The 19,105-nt window shown below is 69.5% G+C and carries 20 protein-coding genes; 13 read left to right on the top strand and 7 right to left on the bottom strand.

Translation table 11 applies throughout. From position 1 onward, the window contains the following. Positions 1–101 precede the first annotated feature (101 nt). Positions 102–980, bottom strand: coding sequence for an amidohydrolase family protein (locus AB0O65_RS09780; RefSeq protein WP_363384558.1), 879 nt, complete (start codon positions 978–980; stop codon positions 102–104). A gap of 55 nt (positions 981–1,035) precedes the next feature. Between AB0O65_RS09780 and AB0O65_RS09775 the strand changes: the two genes are divergently transcribed. Next, complete coding sequence (locus tag AB0O65_RS09775) at positions 1,036–1,716, top strand: FadR/GntR family transcriptional regulator (protein WP_191712564.1); 681 nt, start codon at positions 1,036–1,038, stop codon at positions 1,714–1,716. Between the two features lie 215 nt (positions 1,717–1,931). Here the strand turns inward: AB0O65_RS09775 and AB0O65_RS09770 are convergent, their stop codons facing one another. After that, complete coding sequence (locus AB0O65_RS09770; protein ID WP_071644797.1) at positions 1,932–2,588, bottom strand: transaldolase family protein; 657 nt, start codon at positions 2,586–2,588, stop codon at positions 1,932–1,934. Positions 2,589–2,701: 113 nt separating this feature from the next. On the opposite strand from AB0O65_RS09770, the gene AB0O65_RS09765 reads away from it, so the two are divergent. Genes AB0O65_RS09765 through AB0O65_RS09745 form a run of 5 tightly spaced genes read left to right on the top strand, consistent with a single transcriptional unit; the run spans position 2,702 to position 6,540 of the window. Beyond that, the gene (locus tag AB0O65_RS09765) at positions 2,702–3,676 is read left to right on the top strand and encodes a ribokinase (RefSeq protein ID WP_363384553.1); all 975 of its coding nucleotides are present in this window, start codon (positions 2,702–2,704) and stop codon (positions 3,674–3,676) included. Between the two features lie 26 nt (positions 3,677–3,702). Next, a complete protein-coding gene (rbsD, locus tag AB0O65_RS09760; RefSeq protein WP_071644799.1) occupies positions 3,703–4,101 on the top strand; it encodes a D-ribose pyranase in 399 nt (132 codons plus the stop codon). A gap of 7 nt (positions 4,102–4,108) precedes the next feature. Continuing rightward, complete coding sequence (locus AB0O65_RS09755) at positions 4,109–4,912, top strand: GntR family transcriptional regulator (protein WP_363384549.1); 804 nt, start codon at positions 4,109–4,111, stop codon at positions 4,910–4,912. A 50-nt stretch (positions 4,913–4,962) separates the two neighbouring features. Beyond that, a complete protein-coding gene (locus AB0O65_RS09750) occupies positions 4,963–6,012 on the top strand; it encodes a PLP-dependent cysteine synthase family protein (RefSeq protein WP_363384546.1) in 1,050 nt (349 codons plus the stop codon). Between the two features lie 18 nt (positions 6,013–6,030). Continuing rightward, positions 6,031–6,540, top strand: a complete 510-nt coding sequence (locus AB0O65_RS09745; RefSeq protein ID WP_071644802.1) for an ACT domain-containing protein — start codon at positions 6,031–6,033, stop codon at positions 6,538–6,540. A gap of 17 nt (positions 6,541–6,557) precedes the next feature. Here AB0O65_RS09745 and AB0O65_RS09740 read toward each other — a convergent pair whose 3' ends face one another. Next, positions 6,558–7,253, bottom strand: coding sequence for an FCD domain-containing protein (locus tag AB0O65_RS09740; RefSeq protein ID WP_071644803.1), 696 nt, complete (start codon positions 7,251–7,253; stop codon positions 6,558–6,560). A gap of 171 nt (positions 7,254–7,424) precedes the next feature. On the opposite strand from AB0O65_RS09740, the gene AB0O65_RS09735 reads away from it, so the two are divergent. Genes AB0O65_RS09735 through AB0O65_RS09720 form a run of 4 tightly spaced genes read left to right on the top strand, consistent with a single transcriptional unit; the run spans position 7,425 to position 11,894 of the window. After that, the gene (locus AB0O65_RS09735) at positions 7,425–8,660 is read left to right on the top strand and encodes an aminotransferase class V-fold PLP-dependent enzyme (protein WP_071644804.1); all 1,236 of its coding nucleotides are present in this window, start codon (positions 7,425–7,427) and stop codon (positions 8,658–8,660) included. 47 nt (positions 8,661–8,707) lie between these two features. Further along, a complete protein-coding gene (locus tag AB0O65_RS09730) occupies positions 8,708–10,015 on the top strand; it encodes a sugar ABC transporter substrate-binding protein (protein WP_071644805.1) in 1,308 nt (435 codons plus the stop codon). A 5-nt stretch (positions 10,016–10,020) separates the two neighbouring features. Next, positions 10,021–10,974 (top strand): sugar ABC transporter permease, encoded by a 954-nt coding sequence (locus AB0O65_RS09725; RefSeq protein WP_363384540.1) that lies wholly within the window; start codon positions 10,021–10,023, stop codon positions 10,972–10,974. Continuing rightward, positions 10,971–11,894, top strand: a complete 924-nt coding sequence (locus AB0O65_RS09720; RefSeq protein WP_256221165.1) for a carbohydrate ABC transporter permease — start codon at positions 10,971–10,973, stop codon at positions 11,892–11,894. Before AB0O65_RS09725 ends, AB0O65_RS09720 begins: the two co-directional genes overlap by 4 nt. A 79-nt stretch (positions 11,895–11,973) precedes the next feature. Here the strand turns inward: AB0O65_RS09720 and AB0O65_RS09715 are convergent, their stop codons facing one another. Continuing rightward, positions 11,974–12,987, bottom strand: coding sequence for an aldo/keto reductase family protein (locus AB0O65_RS09715; protein ID WP_071644806.1), 1,014 nt, complete (start codon positions 12,985–12,987; stop codon positions 11,974–11,976). Positions 12,988–13,139: 152 nt separating this feature from the next. After that, positions 13,140–14,732: a DUF4407 domain-containing protein gene (locus tag AB0O65_RS09710; protein WP_363384536.1), complete on the bottom strand. Its 1,593-nt coding sequence runs from the start codon at positions 14,730–14,732 to the stop codon at positions 13,140–13,142. A gap of 104 nt (positions 14,733–14,836) precedes the next feature. Here AB0O65_RS09710 and AB0O65_RS09705 point away from each other — a divergent pair, with 104 nt between their 5' ends. Next, positions 14,837–15,310: a histidine phosphatase family protein gene (locus tag AB0O65_RS09705; RefSeq protein ID WP_363384533.1), complete on the top strand. Its 474-nt coding sequence runs from the start codon at positions 14,837–14,839 to the stop codon at positions 15,308–15,310. 26 nt (positions 15,311–15,336) lie between these two features. Here the strand turns inward: AB0O65_RS09705 and rlmN are convergent, their stop codons facing one another. Then, positions 15,337–16,608: a 23S rRNA (adenine(2503)-C(2))-methyltransferase RlmN gene (rlmN, locus tag AB0O65_RS09700; RefSeq protein ID WP_071644808.1), complete on the bottom strand. Its 1,272-nt coding sequence runs from the start codon at positions 16,606–16,608 to the stop codon at positions 15,337–15,339. Positions 16,609–16,735: 127 nt separating this feature from the next. On the opposite strand from rlmN, the gene AB0O65_RS09695 reads away from it, so the two are divergent. Beyond that, entirely contained in the window at positions 16,736–17,386 is a 651-nt protein-coding gene (locus tag AB0O65_RS09695; protein ID WP_191712557.1) for a bifunctional 4-hydroxy-2-oxoglutarate aldolase/2-dehydro-3-deoxy-phosphogluconate aldolase, read from the top strand. 24 nt (positions 17,387–17,410) lie between these two features. Then, complete coding sequence (locus AB0O65_RS09690) at positions 17,411–18,172, top strand: sulfite exporter TauE/SafE family protein (RefSeq protein WP_363384528.1); 762 nt, start codon at positions 17,411–17,413, stop codon at positions 18,170–18,172. A gap of 55 nt (positions 18,173–18,227) precedes the next feature. Here the strand turns inward: AB0O65_RS09690 and AB0O65_RS09685 are convergent, their stop codons facing one another. Then, the gene (locus AB0O65_RS09685) at positions 18,228–19,058 is read right to left on the bottom strand and encodes an NAD(P)-dependent oxidoreductase (protein WP_363384525.1); all 831 of its coding nucleotides are present in this window, start codon (positions 19,056–19,058) and stop codon (positions 18,228–18,230) included. Positions 19,059–19,105 lie beyond the last annotated feature (47 nt).

The following is a 19,105-nucleotide window of genomic DNA, read 5'->3' as shown; positions in this document are numbered from 1 at the left end:
GCTCGTCGGCGCCCCCGCAACCCGCTTCTCGCTCCGGTATGAGTTTGTGCCGCCTGAACGGCGCCGACGCGGCACGAACTCATACCGGAGCGAAGAGCGGGTCAGTGGATGCGGTAGAACGCGAGCGCGTTCGACCAGAAGACCCGGTCGGTGTCGAGGCCGCGCGCAGCAGCCCAGTCGCGCGCGGTGCGGAACCACGCGTCGCGTCCGCCGGAGACGTAGCGCGCGCCGGTGGGATCGCCGGCATCCACCGAGGACACCGGCCAGTCGCTGCCCCACATCAGTCGGTCCTCGCCGAACACCTCAGCGGCCGCATCGAGGAACGGCACCATCCGGGCCGCGTCGATCACACCGTCGGCCTCGGCCGGCAGCCCCGACAGCTTGACGTGCATGTTCGGGTGCTCCGCCAGACGGCGCAGGTCGCGCGCCCAGTCCGCGGCCGGGCGCAGCGACTCCGCCGCTGTGCCGAGCGCCGGCTTGCCGAGGTGATCGAGCACGATGGGCAGCCCCGGAACCGCTTCGGCCAGCGCGATGACGTCGGGGATCTGGTGGGCGCGCACGCAGGCGTCGAAGGTGAGCCCCCGGTCGGCCAGTTCACGGGCACCCGCGATGAAAGCATCTGTGCGGGCGAATCCGTCGGGCTCGCCCTGCAGCAGGTGCCGCACCCCGACGACGCGGTCGAACTCCGCCAGCGCATCGAGGTGGTCGCCGAGCCCCTGCGGCCGGTGCAGACGGGCGTCGGCGACGATGCCGACCACCCCTGTGGCGGGCGCGATCGAGTCCACCCAGCGCACCTCGTCCAGCGCCTGCTCTTCCACGGCGGCGGCTTGGACGAACACGGCGATCTGCTCTCCGGCATCCGCGATGGGCGCGGCGAGCAGCTCCGCCGTGGCATAGCGCGCGTCGAGGGCGCCGGCGAGCCAGGAATAGTGGAGAACAGTCGGATCCCAGAGATGCAGATGGCTGTCGACGACGCGCATGCTCCCATCCTCACACGCCCGCTTCAGACATCCGATCAATGATTAGGATGAGCGCATGGCAGTCACCGATGAGGCGATCCAGAAGATCAAGGCGATGATCGTCTCGGGCGAGCTCGCCCCCGGCGACCGGCTCCCGCCCGAGAAGGAGCTCTCCGAGCGTCTGGGCCTCTCGCGCAATTCGATGCGCGAGGCGGTGAAGGCCCTCGAGGTGATCCGTGTTCTCGACGTGCGCCGCGGAGACGGCACCTACGTCACCAGCCTCGAACCGCACCTGCTGCTCGAAGCGATCAGCTTCGTCGTCGACATGCACGACGATGACTCGCTGCTGGAGCTGTTCGCCGTGCGCCGGATGCTGGAATCGCAGGCCACCGGTCTCGCCGCCGGCAACGCCACCGCCGAGGAAGCGCAGGGACTGATCGACGAGATCTCTTCGATCGATCCGGGCACCGTGTCGATCGATGACCTGGTCGCGCATGACATCCGCTTCCACCGCGAGATCGTCAGGCTCACCCGCAACGGCTATCTCGCGAGCCTGATCGACAGCCTCAGCAGCCAGACGATCCGCGCCCGGGTGTGGCGCGGGGTCACCGAGCAGGGCGCGGTCGATCGCACGCTCTCAGAGCACCGCGCGATCGCCGAGGCCATCGCCGCGCACGACTCGGCCTTGGCCACGTCTCTGGCGACGGCGCACGTCGCCGGCGTCGAGCGCTGGCTGCGCCAGGCGGCCAACGCCTGACCCGGCGGCCCGTCCCCTCCGGCGAACACCCCCGCCACTCGCTCCGGTATGAGTTGGTGCCGCCCGATTCCGCTTTAGGCGACCGAAACTCATACCGGAGCGAGAAGCGGGTCGGCGAGCGAGAAGCGGGTCGGCGAGCGAGAAGCGGGTCGACGGAGCGAGAAGCGGGCCGGCGGTCGAGAAGCGGGCAGGGCCGGCGGTCCAGGGGGGCGGGGTCAGGCGCCGAGGCGCACCATCGCGGCGTCGAACTCGGCCGCCGAGGATTCGCTGACCTCGTGGAACAGCAGTTCGTCGAGCACGTCGGGCGCGGCGGTGAAATACGGCACGCCCAGCTCGCGCAGTCCGACGATGTCATCGGCGCTGCGCAGGCTCGCGGCCAGCACATCCGTGCCGCTGCCCTCGCACACCGCCTGCATCCGCCGGATCAGATCCGCGCCGTCCAGGCCGGCATCGCGCATCCGTCCGAGGTAAGGCGCGATGTAGCGCACGCCGATGCTCGCGCACGCGAGTGCCTGGGCGACCGAGTACACCGCCGTGACGAGCACCGAAGCACCGTCGCGTACCAGGGCGGATGCTGCGGCGAAGCCCTCGGCGGTCGCCGGCACCTTCACAGCGACGCGGTCTCCCAGCGCGCGGATGCCGTCGGCGTTGCGCAGGAAGGATGCCGCGTCGCCGCCCCAGGTCTGGAAGAACACCTCGTCGGCGCCCTCGTCGACCCAGCGTCGGTAGAGCTCGGGGATGGCAGCGGCATCCCGCCCGCCACGCTCGAGGATCGTGGGATTCGTGGTGACGCCGTGCACCACTCCGGCGGCGAGCAGCCTGCCGACGCGATCGACATCGGCACTGTCCACGTACAGCCGCGGAGCTGTCATCGGTTCTCCTCCCGCCAACCTGTCGTTACAGGTTTGCACTCGGCTAATGTTATGACAGCATCCGTCGGCGTCCAAAGACAGCCGGACGCCGAGACGACGACGATCGGACCACCATGACCCCCGCCCCGACCTCCCGCACCGGCGTCGTGATCGTCGGCAGCGTCACCGCTGACGTGACCACCTTCTCGCAGCGCCTCCCCGCGCGCGGAGAGACCATCCTCGGCGATCAGTTCACTCTGCTGCTGGGCGGCAAGGGCGCGAACCAGGCGGTCGCCGCGGGTCTCGCGGGAGCCCGCACCAGCTTCGTCGGATGCGTGGGCGACGATCTCTTCCACGACCTCGTCGTCGACGGACTCAGCAGCGCCGGCGTCGACCTCACGCACCTGCGCACCGTGCCGGGGCCGACCGGCATCGCCCACATCCGCGTCGACGCGTCGGCGCAGAACGACATCGTGATGGTGCCGCTCGCCAACGCGCAACTGTCGGAGGAGCAGATCGACGCCGCCCTCGCCGCGCTCGCCCCCACGACGTCGGTGCTGCTCACCCAGCTCGAGACTCCGGCCTCGCTGACTCTGCACATCACCTCGCGCGCGCGCGAGCACGGCATGACCGTCGTGCTCGACCCGGCGCCGGCGGCCCCGCTGGATGCCGCGGTGTGGCGCAACATCGACATCGTCACTCCGAACGAGACCGAGGCGACGCTGCTCAGCGGCATCGAGGTCACCGACGCGGCATCGGCCGAGCGGGCCGGACGCTGGTTCCTCGAGCAGGGTGTCGGCGCCGCGGTGATCACCATGGCCGAGAAGGGGTCGTGCGTCGTGACCGCCGAGGGCGTCGCATTCATCGCGCCGATCCCGGTCTCGCCGGTCGACACCACGGCAGCGGGCGACGCCTACGCCGGCTACCTGGGCGCAGCACTCGCCGAGGGCTGGAGCCTGACCGAGGCCACCCGCCTGGCCAGTGCCGCCGGGGCGATCACCGTGACCCGGCAGGGAGCGTCGCCGAGCCTGCCGCACCGCGGCGAGGTCGACGCGCTGCTCGCCGCACACCCCGAGGCAGCGCCGGCGCCCGTCCCGGCGTCGAACTGACCGCACCCGACGCCGGAGGAAAGACGATGCGCAAGACGAACACCACCATCAACCCCGCCCTGTCCCGGGTGATCAGCGAGACCGGGCACACCGACCTCATCGTCGTCACCGACGCGGGCCTGCCCATCCCTCCGGACGCCGAGCGCATCGATCTGGCCTACCGCCCCGGCGCTCCCGCCTTCCTCGACGTGCTCGACACGGTGCTGGCGGAGCTGGTCGTCGAGGGCGCGACCGTCTCGGCCGAGGTCGCCGAGATCAGCCCGCATGTGCTCGAGGCGCTGCGAGAGCGTCTTCCCGGCATCGAGATCGAGCTCGTGCCGCATGTCGAGTTCAAGACCCGCACCCGCGCCGCCCGCGCCTTCGTGCGCTCGGGCGAGTTCACCCCGTACGCCAACGTGATCCTGCACGCCGGTGTCGCGTACTGAGCCGCGCATGAGCACCGTCCCTTCCTCCGCCACGCCCGGCGTCGTCGTCGACGGCATCGATCGCGACGCGACCGCCCCGATGTACGACCAGCTGCGCCAGCTGATCCTCGACGGCATCACCCGCGACGGCCTGCAGCCGGGCGACCCCCTGCCCGGAGAGCACCGCCTGTGCGAGCAGTACGGCATCTCGCGCACGGTGGTGCGTCAGGCGCTGGCGCAGCTCGAACACGAGGGTGTGGTCGAGCGGATCAAGGGCAAGGGCACCTTCGTCGCCCGCCCGCGCACGAGCGAGTCGCTCGTGCACACGCTGGTCGGGCTTTTCGACGAGGTGCAGCGCCGCGGGGGCCACGTGCGCAGCGAGGTGCTGCGGCACAAGGTGATCGACGCGGATGCCGAGGTCGCGGCCGCCCTGGAGCTGGAGCCGGGCGAGCCCGTGGTCATACTCACCCGACTGCGCCATGTCGACGGCCAGGCGTGGTCGCTGTCGACGACGTGGATGCCCCTCGCCGTCGGCGAGCCGACGCTCGGAGTGGACCTGCAAGATTCCTCGCTGTACGCCCTGCTGGCCGCGAACGGCGTGGTGGCGACGCACGGCGTCCGCTCCGCCGAGGCCACGGTGGCCACGCATGAGCAGGCGACGCAGCTGGGCGTGAGCGCCGGCTCGGCGCTGCTGCGTCTGCGCAGCGTCAGCCGCGACGCGTCGGGCCGGCCGATCGAGTTCTTCATCGCCTACCACCGCGGCGATCGCTCGCGCTTCGAGTTCCGCCTCGGCACCGACAGCTCGCAGGGCGCGCTGGTGCACGTGCCCTGACGGCATCCGGTTCCTCCGGCTTCGCCCGCGCGCACCGCTACCCTCGGATCATGAGCGATTGGGTCAGTTCCGCCATCCATGTGCTCGAGGCGGACGCCAACCGCTCGGCCGACACGCACCTGCATCTGTTCCCCCTTCCGGCCGACTGGGGCATCGACCTGTATCTGAAGGACGAGTCCGTGCATCCGACCGGCTCGCTCAAGCACCGTCTCGCCCGCTCGCTGATCCTCTACGGGCTGGTCAACGGCCTGATCGACGAGGACACGACGCTCGTCGAGTCCTCGAGCGGGTCGACGGCGGTCTCCGAGGCCTATTTCGCCCGGATGCTCGGACTGAACTTCATCACCGTCGTTCCGCGGTCGACCAGCCAGGAGAAGATCGACCTCATCGAGTTCCACGGGGGCCGGTGCCACTTCGTCGAGCATGCCGAGCAGATCTCACCTGAGGCGCGGCGCCTCGCGGCCGGATGCCACGGCCACTACCTCGACCAGTTCACCTTCGCCGAGCGCGCGACCGACTGGCGCGGCAACAACAACATCGCCGAGAGCGTCTTCAGCCAGCTGTCGCAGGAGCGGCATCCCATCCCCCGCTGGATCGTCGTCGGCGCCGGCACCGGCGGCACGAGCGCCACCTTCGGCCGCTACGTGCGATACCGCCGTCACGCGACCGAGGTCGCCGTGGTCGACCCCGAGGGCTCGGCGTTCTACGCCGCCTGGCGCGGCGACCGGGATGCCGTCGGCACGCCCTCGATGATCGAGGGCATCGGCCGCCCCCGCATGGAGCCGTCGTTCGTGCCGAGCGTCATCGACGAGATGATCGTCGTCCCCGACGCGGCATCCGTTGCCGCGATCCGCCTGCTGCGCGAGCGCACGCTGCACCTGACCGGCGGATCCACCGGCACCAACCTGTACGGCGCGTTCGAGCTGATCAGCCGCATGCGCGATGCCGGCGAGACCGGCAGCGTCGTCACGCTCATCTGCGACAGCGGCATCCGCTACACCCAGACCTACTACGACGACGATTGGGTCGCCGCGCAGGGCTGGGATCTGACGCCGCATCTCGAGAGGATGCAGCGCTTCCTCGATGGCGGCGCCTGGTGAGAGCGCTACGCTGAGCGCATGACCACGCTCATCCTCACGGTCGCGGGAGCGGATCGGCCCGGGCTCGTCTCGACGGTCGCCGACGTCGTCGCCGCGCACGGCGGAAACTGGGAGAACAGCCAGCTCGCAGAGCTCGCCGGCACCTTCGCGGGGGTGATCGAGATCTCGGTCGCCGACGATCGCGTCGCTGCCCTGCGAAGCGATCTCGACGCGCTCGAGGGGATGCTCGCGATCACCGTCCACGCGGGCGCCGACGCCCCGGCATCCGGCCCCGCGCAGCGCATCTCGATCAGCGTGCTCGGCAACGACCGCGCAGGCATCGTGCGGGAGATCTCCGGTGTGCTGAGCGCTCACGCACTGAGCATCGAGAGCATGACCACGCAGACCCGGGACGCCGCGATGGCCGGGGGCCGGCTGTTCGAGTCATCCGTCACCGCCACACTGCCGGTATCCGCCGATCTCGAGGCGCTGCGCGCCGACATCGAGCGGCTCACGCACGACCTGCAGGTCGACATCACCACGCTCTGACCCGATCCGAGCCGGGATCAGTCGACGAGGCCCGTGGCGTCCGGCTGCAGCTTGCGCAGCCAGTACTCGGTCTGAGCGACGTGTCCCGCGGCGGCAGCGGAGGCGGCCACCGGATCCCGCGATGCGAGTGCGCGCAGAATTGCGCGATGCCCGGCATCCGACATCGTCTTGATCTCGGCCGCGCTGTCGGTGCTGAAGATCCGGTAGGCGCGCGAGCGAGCGCGGAACACGGCGAGCAGGCTCGAGAGAGCCGAGTTTCCGGCCACCTCGGCGATGCGCATGTGGAATCGGTGGTCGAGGCTCGACAGCTCGTCGTCGTCCTCGGTCGCCTCCAGTCGGGTGAGCAGGGTGTCGAGCTCGGCGAGCGACTCCGCATCCATCCGGGCTGCGGCGAGTGAGGCGGCGTGCGCCTCGAGTGCGCGGCGCAGCTCGTACAGCTCGAGGATCGCATCCAGCGGCAGCAGCCCGACCGTGAGCGACAGGCTGCCGATGAGGTCGCCCGCGTTGAGGTCACCGACGTAGCTGCCCGATCCGTGCCGCGTCTCCAGGACGCCGAGCGCCGCCAGCATCCGGATGCCTTCGCGCAGCGAGCCACGAGACACGCCGAGCCGCTCGCACAGCTCGCCCTCGCTGGGCAGGCGGTCCCCTGGTCGCAGCGAGCCGTCGGCGATCAGCGCACGCAGCCCGTGCACCGCCGTGTCCAGTGCGCTCATCCAGCCTCCCCGTTGCGACCCGCTGGTGCGAGTCTGTCGGATGTCGTTCGCGCGGCCAATTCGTATAACAACTCTCACCATTATCCGTCCGAGGACTCGCCAAATCGCGAGCTTTATGCCAAAGTTGTGCGACAAGTTCCCGAAGCTCGTCGCGACACTTTGTGAGGATGCATGACCACGGCGACGCCGCCACTGCCGATCCGGCTGAAGTCCTACCCGCGTGCACGAGATGCCTGGCCGCTGGATCGCGAGGTCGTCCATCTGAACCACGGCTCGTTCGGCGCCGTGCCGACCGTGGTCGTCGAGCACCAGGACGCGCTGCGTCGTCAGGCCGATCTCACACCCGTCGGGTGGTTCCCGCGCATCGCCGAGCAGGTGCGCGAAGCCGTCGAGCGAACCGCACCGTTCGTCGGCGCCCGCCCCGACGACAGCGCCTTCGTGCCCAACGCCTCGGCCGCCGCCACCGTGGTCTACAACTCTCTGCGCCTCGAGGCCGGCGACGAGATCCTCGTCACCGATCACGGCTACGGCGCCGTCACGATGGGCGCGCAGCGCCTGGCCCGCCGCTTCGGCGCCGCCGTGCGCGTCGTCGAGCTGCCCCTGCTGGCATCCGACGACGAGGTCGTGCAGCGCTTCTCGGACGCGCTGAGCCCGCGCACGCGACTCATCGTGATCGACCAGATCACCTCCCCCACCGCGCGGATGCTGCCCACTCGCCGCATCGCCGACATCGCGGCCGAGAGCGGCGTGCGCACCCTCGTCGACGGCGCTCACGCGCCGGGGCTCGTGGCCTCGGCGGCAGAGCAGGCCGGCGGTGACTGGTGGTTCGGCAACATGCACAAGTGGCCGTGCGCGCCGCGCGGGTCAGCACTGCTCGTGACCAGCGCCGCCGACCGCCAGGAACTGTGGCCGCTGATCGACTCGTGGGGCGCGCCCGAGCCGTACCCGCACCGCTTCGACACGCAGGGCACCATCGACGCGACCACGTACATCGCGACGCCGGCGGCGATCGACTTCGTCGAGAGCGAGTTCGGCTGGGATGCCGCGCGCAGCGCCCTCGCGACACTCGCCGACGCCGGCGCCGAGATGATCGCCGAGGCGCTGCGCCCGTTCGGCACGCACGAGCCGCTCACCCCGCTGCCCTCACCGGTCCCGTCGATGCGGCTGGTGCGGCTGCCCGACGGACTCGGAGCGACCCGTGAGGAGGCCGACGCGCTGCGCATGGATCTCTTCGACGAGGAGGGCGTGGAGACCGCCTTCACCAGCTTCCGCGGCATCGGCTACTTCCGCCTGTCGGCGCACCTGTACACCGAGGCAGCCGACTTCGAGACCTTCGCCGAGCGATGCGTGCCGCAGATCCTGCGCCGCGCCGGCATCCGCATCCCCCTCACGACCGTCATCGCCTGAGCACTCCCCCCGAGAACACCCCGCAACCCACCACAGAGAGGCACATCGTGAAGCACAAGATCTTGACGACCGTCGCAGGAATCGGCACCGTCGCCGTTCTCGCCCTCACCGGATGCTCGCCGTCGGCCGGCCCCGCCGACGGTACCGTCACGCTGCAGATGGTCGAGAGCCTGACCAACCCCGCGCGCACTGAGCTGATCCGCGGGCTGCTCGACGACTTCGAGAAGCAGAACCCCGACATCAAGGTCAACCTGGTCTCACCTCCGACCGAGCAGGCCGACCAAAAGATCCAGCAGATGCTGCAGTCGGGCAAGGGCGTCGACGTGCTCGAGGTGCGCGACATCACCGTAGGACCGTTCGCGAACAACGGCTGGCTGCGCGACCTCAGCGCCGATGTCGAGAAGTGGGACGGCTGGGACGCGCTCACCGAGAACGCGCAGTCGGCATCAGTCGCCGATGACGGCAAGAGCTACTTCCTGCCCTACGGCTTCTACGGCCTGTCGCTGTTCTACCGCAAGGACCTCGTCGAGCAGGCGGGCTTCGACGGGCCGCCGAGCAGTTGGAAGGATCTGCTCGAGCAGGCGTCCGCGATCCAGGACCCGTCCAAGAACATCTACGGCTACGCCTTCCGCGGCGGTCAGAACGCGAACAGCAACGTCGTGGCGGCCATCGAGGCCTACACGATCGACGATCTCAACGTCGACGACGCCTTCCTGCTGAAGAACGGCGACACCATGTTCTCGGCCCCCGAGGCGCAGGACGCGGTCGACGACTACTTCGCCCTGTTCGAGAAGGCGTCCCCGCCCTCGGCCGTGTCGTGGGGCTACCCGGAGATGGTCGCCGGCTTCACCAACGGCTCGACCGCATTCCTGCTGCAGGACCCCGAGGTCATCGCGACCGTGCAGGATTCGTCGCTGAAGCCCGATCAGTGGGACACCGCTCCTCTGCTCACCGGCCCCACCGGCAAGGCCGCGCAGCCGCTCGCGGTGGCCGGCTGGGGCGTCGCGGAGAAGAGCACCCACAGCGAGGAGGCTGTGAAGCTCGTCGAATTCCTCGCGTCGGAGGAGCCGGCGACGCAGTTCGCCCAGGCGAACAGCCTCGTGCCGATCGTCAGCTCGGCCGCCGATGACGACTTCTACAAGACCGGCCCGTGGACGAGCTACGTCACGATGACCGAGAACCCGGACACCTACATCAACGTGCGTCAGCCGCGCGGCGTGAGCTGGTGGACGGAGTGGATCCAGAAGTCCGATCAGGACGTGCAGAAGGTGCTCCTCGGCAGCATGACCACCGAAGAGCTGCTGAAGTCCTGGGACGAGTTCTGGACGGAGAAGTACGCCGCGGAGAAGGGCTGATCGTCTTGTCGGCTCCGACCATTCGCAGCACTCGCGAGAGGGGCTCCGCCGGCACCACCGGCGGGGCCTCCCGCGCCCGTCGTCCGTTCCGCGCACGCCACGCCCTGACTCTGCTCGCCTTCATGGCGCCGGCGATCGTGTTCGTGAGCTGGTTCACCTACGCGCCGATGCTGCAGGGCGCCCGCATGGCGTTCCACGACTGGAACCTGTGGGATCTCACCTCGACCCCGTTCGTCGGGTTCGACAACTTCGTCACCGTCTTCCAGGATCCGGCGTTCCCGACGGTCGCCTGGAACTCCGTGCTCTGGGTGGTCGGCTCGCTCGTGCCGCAGCTCGTCATCGGCTTCCTGATCGCCCTCGCACTGCGCAGAAGGTTCCGCTTCCGGGGCCTGTATCAGGCGCTCGTGTTCTTCCCCTGGGCCGTCTCCGGGTTCCTCATCGGGATGCTGTTCCGCTGGATGTTCAACGCCGAGTTCGGCGTCGTGAACGATCTGCTCATGAAAGCCGGGCTGATCGACGCACCGCTGCCGTGGCTGGCCGACCCGAAGCTGGCGATGTTCGCCGTCATCGTGGCGAACATCTGGTACGGGGTGACTTTCTTCGCGATCATGATCCTCGCCGCGCTGCAGTCGGTGCCCGATGACGTGCTCGAGGCTGCCAGCCTCGACGGCGCCGGCAAGGCTCGCCAGCTCTTCTCGATCATCATCCCGTACATCTCGGTGACGCTGTTCCTGACCGTGCTGCTGCGCGTGATCTGGATCTTCAACTTCCCCGACATCATCTGGGCGATGACGAGCGGCGGACCGGCGAACCAGACGCACATCATCACGACGTGGATGATCAACTACACGCAGCAGGGCAACTACGGCATCGCCAGCGCGATCGGCCTCATCGTGGTCGCGTTCCTGTTCGTCTTCTGCGCGTTCTATCTCATGGCGATGCGGAGGGCGCAGCGATGACCACCCTGACCGGACCCACCTCGGCCCGCACCGCGATCACCGACACGCGCCGCGTGACCGTCCCCGACCCCGCAGCCGCACCCCGCGGTCCGCGCCGGGTGACGGTCGGCGGCGTGATCCGAGTGGTCGGCTTGGCGCTGTGGCTGATCATCACGCTGTTCCCGCTGTACTGGATCGCCCTGACGTCGTTCAAGTCGCCCGGCACGATCAACTCCTACCCGATCGAGTACTGGCCCAGCGAGCCGTCGCTCGAGAACTACGTCAGCCTCTTCGAGAAGAGCTCGTTCGGCGTGTTCCTGGGCAACTCCGCGCTCGTGGCGGTCACCGCGGGTGCGGTCGCGACACTGATCGCGCTGCTCAGCGCGTACGTGCTCGCGCGCTTCGAGTTCCGCGGCAAGGGGCCGGTGCTCATCGCGTTCCTGCTGACGCAGATGATCCCGGCGTTCATCGCGCTCGGACCGCTGTACTCGATGATGAGCGACCTGGGTCTCGTCGACACCAAACCCGGCCTCATCCTGGTCTACATCGCGATCTGCATCCCCTTCTCGACGGTCATGCTGCGCGGGTTCTTCGAGAACGTCCCGGACGCGCTCGAGGAGGCGGCGCAGATCGACGGATGCTCGCGCCTCGGCGCGCTGTTCCGTGTGCTCGTGCCCGTGATGACCCCAGGGATCATCGCCGCGTTCATCTTCAACTTCGTCAACTGCTGGAACGAGCTGTTCCTCTCGGTCGTGCTGATGAACACCGACGAGAACCGCACCGTGCCCTCCGCGCTGAACGGGTTCATCTCGACGTTCAACATCGACTGGGGATCCATGTCGGCCGCTGCGGTGCTGACGATCCTCCCCACGATGCTGATGTTCGCCCTCGCGAGCCGCTGGATCGTGCAGGGGCTGACCTCCGGCGCCGTAAAGGAGTAGACCCGCCTGCGAAGAGAGCCCCGGCTCCCGCACGCGATCGTGTGCGGGAGCCGGGGCCCTTTTCGTGAGAGCGTGCGGGTCAGACCAGGCGGGTCTTCGGCGACACGTCGTAGGTGTCCAGCGGGTCGGTGTTCGCGACGTCGCCCAGGGCCTCGTCGATCGCCGACATCACGTCGGCGCCGAGGCGCACACCGGAGGCCTTGACGGTCTCGGCCAGCTGCTCGGGGCGCGACGCGCCCACCAGGGCGGCGGCGACGTTCGGGTTCTGCAGCACCCACGCGATCGCGAGCTGCGGCATCGACAGACCCGCATCCGCCGCGATCGGCTTGAGCTTCTGCACGGCCTCGAGGATGTCGTCCTGCAGCAGGCGCTTGATGAAGTCGGCACCGGAGTGCGGGTCGGTCGCGCGCGAGCCGTCGGGCACGGGCTGGCCGGGCAGGTACTTGCCGCTGAGCACACCCTGCGCCATCGGCGACCACACGATCTGCGAGATGCCGAGGCTCTCGGATGTGGGCACCACCTTGCCCTCGATCACGCGGTGCAGCATCGAGTACTGCGGCTGGTTCGAGATCAGCTGGAAGCCGAGCTGACGCGACAGCGCGTGACCCTCGCGCAGCTGCTCCGCGGTCCACTCCGAGACGCCGATGTAGAGCGCCTTGCCCTGGCGGACGACGTCGGCGAACGCCTGCATCGTCTCCTCGAGCGGGGTCTCGTAGTCGAAGCGGTGCGCCTGGTAGAGGTCGACGTAGTCGGTGCCGAGCCGCTGCAGGGAGCCGTCGATCGACTCGAAGATGTGCTTGCGGCTCAGCCCGGTGTCGTTGGGCCCCATCGGGCCGGTCGGGAAGTACACCTTGGTGAAGATCTCGAGACCGGCGCGACGCTGACCTGCGAGCGCCTTACCGAGCACGACCTCTGCTGCCGTGTTCGCATAGGTGTCGGCGGTGTCGAAGGTGGTGATCCCGGCATCCAGCGCGGCATGGACGGTGGCGACGGCGGCGTCGTCATCGACCTGCGACGCGTGCGTCACCCAGTTGCCGTAGGTGATCTCAGATACCTTGAGACCACTGTTTCCGAGATAGCGATAGTTGACCATGAATACAACGCTATCCGTGATCGGGCGCGCTGCAGATCCAAGCGTCAAACCTTGACAGCAGCCGGGTGAGGCCCCGTCATCCTCAGCGAGAGCACCACCGTCGCGGCGGCCGCACCGAGGGTCGCCCTGGTGCCCGCCATGGCGCCATCATGTCAGACGGAGGCGGTCTCGCGGATGTCGGCGCGGGTGATCGGCGCGGTGGGCGCCGGATCCGCAGACGGGACTCCGGATGCCGGGGATCGGCCCGCAGTGGCATCCGCTGCGGTCACGATCGCCGCCCTGTCTCGGAACCCCTCTGCGGTCACGCGATCGAGCTCGACCTGCCTGCGGATCGAGCGGGCCTTCTCGTACAGCGAGGGGTCGCCCCAGCTGGTGAGCACCTTCACGAGCACGGGCAGCAGTTCGATCATGAAGAATAGGGCCGCGATGAGCCAATGTGCCCAGAAGATGGTGGGCTCCTTCTCGCCGAGGCGGTTGAGCCCGGTGATCTGGCTGAGCAGGCCGACGGCACCGGCGTTGCCCTGCGCGATCGCGTCGGCCCGGGTGTTGTATGCATCGAGCGCCTGCTCATAGGTCTTCTTCGCAGCGGGCAGCTGATCCTTCGCCTGCTCGCGGTTGGTGGCCTCGGAGGCCGCGGTGTTCGCCTGCGCTCCCGTCTCGGCTGCCGAGAGGTCGTCGTTGGCCGAACGAAGCTGGGCGGCGAGCGCGTCGTAGGTCTGCTGGGCCTGAGCGAGCTGCGCCTTCGCGGCGTCGGAGCTCGAGCCCTGACCGTTCACCCCGGTGCAGCCGGGCACGGTGCCCGCGCCCTCTCCGGTCAGCTCGCACTGGTACAGCGCACGGGCGGAGTCGATGACCTTCTGCTGCTCGGCGATCTTGGCGGTGAGCTCATCGACCGTCGCCTGCGCCGCTGCGGTGGTGGCCGAGCCGGAGTCGGTGCCGGCGACGACACCGGTCGCAGCCTGGTTCTCGAGAGCGGCGACGCGCTCGGTCGCCGCGTCCAGGGCCTTCTTCTCGGGCCCCTTCTCGAGGGCGTCCTGATCGGACTGCGACTGGGTGATGTTGGTGGATGCCACCTCGCGAGCGATGTCGTTGTGGAACACCTGCAGCACGAGCGGCTCGGCGACGAGGAACCCGATCAGCGCCGCCATCGCCACACGCGGCAGGGCCAGAGCGAGCATCTTGCCCACGTTGCGGGTCGAGGACATCGTCGACGTGAGGAAGCGGTCGAGGTTGAAGATGATGGCCGCCCACACGAGCGCGAGCGGCACGGCCACCCAGATCGCGACCTGCACTCCGGTGGTCAGCGCGAACATCATCGAGATGGCCGAGACCAGCGCGGTGCCCACCAGCACGAAGAACATCTGCACGAAACGAGGCGTCTCGCCGGGCACGCGATCGAGGATCTCACCCTCGGCGCCGCCGAGGATGGCCATCGTGCGCAGGCGCGATCCGGGGGTTCGCGGGCGACGCTCGCGGGTCGGGCGCGGTGCGCGCTTCGGCTGGCGCGGCCGGCGCGGCTCGATCGGGCGGTCGTCGGATGCCGCGGGCGCGGCGTCGTCGATCACCGCGGTCGGGTGCGTCTCGGGGGCGTCGTCGTGCGCGCGCTCCGGCTCTGCGCCGGTCGGCTCGTACTGACGCAGGAAATCGAGGTCTTCGTCGGTGACCGCGCCTTGGGGAGCGTCGGACTCGAACGAGATCCGCCCCTGGGAATCCATCCGGCCAGGGCGATGTGCGGAATAGGACATCCCTCCAGACTAGGAAATCGTGGCTGTGCGACCGCCGGATGCTCCCTGCGAGCCGCTCCCAGAATGGGGTGCGGCGAGCGATCGCGGATGCCAGGCTGGACGCCATGAAGACCCTCCTGCTCGCCCGGCACGCCAAGTCGGACTGGGGCGATCCGTCGGTGCGCGACCACGACCGTCCCCTCAACGCGCGGGGCACGCGCGACGCGCCGGCCATGGCACGGCAGCTTCTCGCGGAGGGCGTGCGGGTGCAGCACATCGTCGCGAGCACGGCGCTGCGCGCGCGCACGACGGCCGACGAGTACGCCGCCATGTTCCGCATGGAGGTGGCCGACGAGCCCGCGCTCTACGCCGCGTCGGCGCGCACCATCCTGTCGGTCGCCGCTGCGCTGCCCGACGATGTCGACGTCGCGATGCTCGTCGGGCACAACCCCGGAATGGCGGATGCCGTGGCCGACCTCACCGGCGAGTTCGCGGACCTCCCGACCTGCGCCGTCGTGGAATGCGCGGTCGACGTCGACGCGTGGGCGGAGCTGATCGAGGGATCCGGTCGGCTGCTCCGTCGGCGCACACCGCGGTAGCCGGGATCAGACCAGCGCGGCGGGGATCAGACCAGCGCTGCGGCCTCGGCCTCGTCTTCGCTGGTCGCGACCAGCTGGCCGCAGGCCCCGTCGATCTCCTTGCCACGGGTGTCGCGCAGGGTGGTCGGGATGCCGGCGTCGTTGAGTCGGCGCACGAACTCGTTCTGCACGTGCACCTCCGACGCGGTCCAGATCGACCCGGGCGTCGGATTCAGCGGAATCGGGTTCACGTGCACCCAGCCCCGCCCGCGGGAGTTCAGCTTCGACGCGAGCAGATCCGCGCGCCACGGGTGGTCGTTCATGTCCTTGATCAGGGCGTACTCGATCGACACGCGCCTGCCGGTCTTGTCGAAGTACTCGCGAGCGGCATCCAGCGCCTCCCCCACCTTCCAGCGGGAGTTGACCGGGATCAGCTCGTCGCGCAGCTCATCGTCCGGCGCGTGCAGCGACAGCGCGAAGGTGACGGGGATGTCCTCGTCGGCGAGCTTCCTGATCGCCGGGACGAGGCCGACGGTCGAGACGGTGATGCCGCGGGCGCTCATGCCGAGTCCGTCCGGCTGCGGGGCGACCATGATGCGCACGGCGTCCATCACGCGCTTGTAGTTGGCGAGCGGCTCGCCCATGCCCATGAAGACGATGTTCGACACCCGCTCCATCGAATGGTCGTTCGCCTTCTTGCCGCCGAGCTCGCCGTCGGCGATGGCCCGGTTGGCGCGCACGATCTGCTCGATGATCTCTGCCGTCGACATGTTGCGCGTGAGTCCCGCCTGGCCGGTGGCGCAGAACGGGCAGTTCATGCCGCAGCCGGCCTGCGACGACACGCACAGGGTGATCCGGCCTGGGTAGCGCATGAGCACCGACTCGACGAGGGCACCGTCGTGCAGCCGCCAGAGGAACTTGATCGTGTCGCCCTTGTCGGTCTCGAGGCGCTTCACCTCGGTCATCAGCGGCGGCATCATGCCTGCGACCAGCTCGTCGCGCTGCGCGGCCGGGAGGTCGGTCATGTGCGCCGGGTCGGACGTGTAGTGGGTGAAGTAGTGGGTCGACAGCTGCTTGGCGCGGAAGCCCGGCAGCCCCAGCTCCTTCACCTTCTCGACGCGCTCGGCGGGGGTGAGGTCGGCCAGGTGCACCGGCGGCTTGCCCCGCTTGGGGCTCGCGAACTGCAGGAGCGGGCGACCCTCGGCATCCTTCTGCTGCGTCCAGCCCTCCGTCGCCGGGCGCACCTGAGGGCCGCGAGCGGACCCCGTCTTGCGCACGGGGGTGCTGCGGGCGGGCGGCGTCTTGTCGGATGCGGGCATATCATCCAGGGTACGGGCTGCCGGCTCGGATATCTCCGAGCGTCAACTTGTCATTACAGGTGCTGCCAGCGCAGAATGAGGAACGGCCGTCAGCACGACGCCCGACACACCGAGCGCAGGAGACGCCATGAACCGAGCACCGCTGAGCGACCGCCTGACCCGCACCCGCGAGGCCGGCGTGCTCGCCGTTCTGCGCGCACCGTCCCCCGAATCCGCGCTGGAGGCCGCCGAGGCGATCATCCGCGGGGGGATCACCGGCATCGAGGTGACCTACTCCACACCCGATGCGGCAGCCGTCATCCGCGAGCTGATCCGTCGGCACGGCGAGCGCGCGCATGTCGGCGCAGGCACCGTGACCACCCTCGACCAGGCGGCTGAGGCCGCGGATGCCGGCGCCGAGTTCCTCGTCAGCCCCGGCACCGTCCCCGAGCTCACCCGCGCCATGTGCGAGACCGGTCGAGTGGTGATGACCGGGGCGCTCACGCCGACCGAGGTCATGACCGCCCTCGACCTGGGCGTCGACGTCGTCAAGATCTTCCCCGCCTCCCTCGGCGGTCCGGGCTACCTGGGCGCCCTGCGCGGCCCGTTCCCCGACGCTCCCCTGATGCCGACCGGCGGCGTGACCCCGCAGAACCTCGCCGCCTGGTTCGCCGCGGGCGCCGTCGCCGTCGGGGCGGGCGGCGATCTGGCCAACGCCGCCGCGATCGCGGCATCCGACTGGGCCGACCTCGAGGCCAGGGCCACCGGCTTCGCCGCCGCTCTCGCCACCGCGCGCTGAGCACGCCGTGCCCGGCGTCACGACATGATCGCTCTGGAGCCCGGCGCGTGGGCGCTGCTCGGCCTGGCGGCGCTCATCGCCGGCCTCGGCAAGACCGCGCTGCCGGGCAGCTCGACCATCGCGGTGGTGATCCTGGCATCCGTGCTGCCCGCCCGCACCTCGACCGCGGCGATGCTGCTGCTGTTCATCGTCGGCGACGTCTTCGCGCTCATCGCCTACCGGCGGCACGCCGACTGGCGAACCCTGCTGAGGCTCGCGCCGGCGGTCGTGGCCGGGCTGCTCGTGGGCGCGGTCTTCCTGGCGCTCAGCACCGACGGCATCGTGCGTCGCACGATCGGCGTGATCCTGCTCGCGATGATCGCGCTCACGCTGTGGCGGCGACGGCACGCCGCCGGGTCGGCGGTCGACGCTGACGGTGTCGGCCCCCGGGCATCCGCCCGCATCGCCGCAGCCGGGTACGGGACGCTGGCCGGGTTCACGACCATGGTCGCCAACTCGGGCGGACCGGTCATGTCGATGTACTTCCTCGCGACCCGCGCCCCGGTGAAGGTGTTCCTGGGCACCTCGGCGTGGTTCTTCGCGATCGTCAACCTCACCAAGGTGCCGTTCCTCGCCGGCATCGGGCTGCTCACTCCCGAGCTGCTGCTGCTCGACCTCGCGCTCGCGCCGATGGTCGTGATCGGCGCGCTGATCGGCATCCGCATCGCCCGACGGATCCCCCAGCGGCTGTTCGACCGGCTCGTGATCGGGCTCACGATCGCCGGATCGGTCTACCTGCTGCTCTGAGACGCGGCCGATCAGTCGGTCAATCGCGCGGCCGGTCAGTCGGCCGGCCGGCCGGTCAGTCGAGGAAGATGTCCGGGAACAGGCGGTCGTCCGGCGTGCCCGGCACCGCGGCGTACGACGAGAAGTCGGTGACCCCGTCGGCCTCGAGCACGTCCTCGACGATCAGGGTCTGACCGGTGTACGACGAGGCGGGCTTGGTGATCACCGAATACGCGGCGTCGGCGTAGATGTCGGCGGTGCGGCTGGCCGCCATCACCCGGTCGCCGCCCAGCAGGTTCTGCACGGCCGCGGTGGCGATCGTGGTGCGCGGCCACAGCGTGTTCGCTGCGATGCCGGCATCCGCGAACTCGGCAGCCAGACCCAGCGTCGCCATCGTCATGCCGTACTTCGCCAGCGTGTACCCGGTGTGCGCGCCCAGCCACTTGGGCGAGAGGTTCAGCGGGGGCGACAGCGACAGGATGTGCGGGTTCGCCGAGTCGCGCAGCACGGGCACGGCCGCGCGGGAGAGCATGAACGTGCCGCGCACGTTCACGTCCTGCATGAGGTCGTACTTCTTGGCGGACAGGTCGAGCGAGCGCGACAGGTCGATGACGCTGGCGTTGTTGATGACGACGTCGATGCCGCCGAACTCGCCCTGCGTCTTCAGGACGGCCTCGGTGACCTGGGCATCGTCGCGCACATCGCCCACGATCGGCAGAGCCTGCCCGCCGGCCGCGCGGATCGCGTCGGCCGCGGAATGCACCGTGCCCTCGAGCTTCGGATGCGGGGTGTCGGTCTTGGCGAGCATCGCGATGTTGGCGCCGTCGGCCGCAGCGCGCAGCGCGATGGCGAGGCCGATGCCGCGGCTGCCGCCCGACATCAGAATGGTCTTGCCTGCAAGGGACATGGTTTCTCTCCTGGAGGTCTCTGGCTTCGAATCGCTCATATTGCTCG

The sequence above is a fragment of the Microbacterium sp. NPDC077391 genome (assembly GCF_040686955.1).
GTDB lineage: Bacteria > Actinomycetota > Actinomycetes > Actinomycetales > Microbacteriaceae > Microbacterium > Microbacterium commune.
This window is presented reverse-complemented; position numbering and strand designations above follow the sequence as displayed.

Excerpts from the sequence above, each read along its gene's own strand:
- AB0O65_RS09705 (WP_363384533.1), top strand. The coding sequence starts at position 14,837 with ATGAAGACCCTCCTGCTCGCCCGGCACGCCAAGTCGGACTGGGGCGAT.
- AB0O65_RS09735 (WP_071644804.1), top strand. The coding sequence starts at position 7,425 with ATGACCACGGCGACGCCGCCACTGCCGATCCGGCTGAAGTCCTACCCG.
- rlmN (WP_071644808.1), bottom strand. The coding sequence starts at position 16,608 with ATGCCCGCATCCGACAAGACGCCGCCCGCCCGCAGCACCCCCGTGCGC.
- AB0O65_RS09720 (WP_256221165.1), top strand. The coding sequence starts at position 10,971 with ATGACCACCCTGACCGGACCCACCTCGGCCCGCACCGCGATCACCGAC.
- AB0O65_RS09710 (WP_363384536.1), bottom strand. The coding sequence starts at position 14,732 with ATGTCCTATTCCGCACATCGCCCTGGCCGGATGGATTCCCAGGGGCGG.
- AB0O65_RS09765 (WP_363384553.1), top strand. The coding sequence starts at position 2,702 with ATGACCCCCGCCCCGACCTCCCGCACCGGCGTCGTGATCGTCGGCAGC.
- AB0O65_RS09780 (WP_363384558.1), bottom strand. The coding sequence starts at position 980 with ATGCGCGTCGTCGACAGCCATCTGCATCTCTGGGATCCGACTGTTCTC.
- rbsD (WP_071644799.1), top strand. The coding sequence starts at position 3,703 with ATGCGCAAGACGAACACCACCATCAACCCCGCCCTGTCCCGGGTGATC.
- AB0O65_RS09745 (WP_071644802.1), top strand. The coding sequence starts at position 6,031 with ATGACCACGCTCATCCTCACGGTCGCGGGAGCGGATCGGCCCGGGCTC.
- AB0O65_RS09770 (WP_071644797.1), bottom strand. The coding sequence starts at position 2,588 with ATGACAGCTCCGCGGCTGTACGTGGACAGTGCCGATGTCGATCGCGTC.
- AB0O65_RS09685 (WP_363384525.1), bottom strand. The coding sequence starts at position 19,058 with ATGTCCCTTGCAGGCAAGACCATTCTGATGTCGGGCGGCAGCCGCGGC.
- AB0O65_RS09695 (WP_191712557.1), top strand. The coding sequence starts at position 16,736 with ATGAACCGAGCACCGCTGAGCGACCGCCTGACCCGCACCCGCGAGGCC.
- AB0O65_RS09715 (WP_071644806.1), bottom strand. The coding sequence starts at position 12,987 with ATGGTCAACTATCGCTATCTCGGAAACAGTGGTCTCAAGGTATCTGAG.
- AB0O65_RS09690 (WP_363384528.1), top strand. The coding sequence starts at position 17,411 with ATGATCGCTCTGGAGCCCGGCGCGTGGGCGCTGCTCGGCCTGGCGGCG.
- AB0O65_RS09755 (WP_363384549.1), top strand. The coding sequence starts at position 4,109 with ATGAGCACCGTCCCTTCCTCCGCCACGCCCGGCGTCGTCGTCGACGGC.
- AB0O65_RS09775 (WP_191712564.1), top strand. The coding sequence starts at position 1,036 with ATGGCAGTCACCGATGAGGCGATCCAGAAGATCAAGGCGATGATCGTC.
- AB0O65_RS09740 (WP_071644803.1), bottom strand. The coding sequence starts at position 7,253 with ATGAGCGCACTGGACACGGCGGTGCACGGGCTGCGTGCGCTGATCGCC.
- AB0O65_RS09750 (WP_363384546.1), top strand. The coding sequence starts at position 4,963 with ATGAGCGATTGGGTCAGTTCCGCCATCCATGTGCTCGAGGCGGACGCC.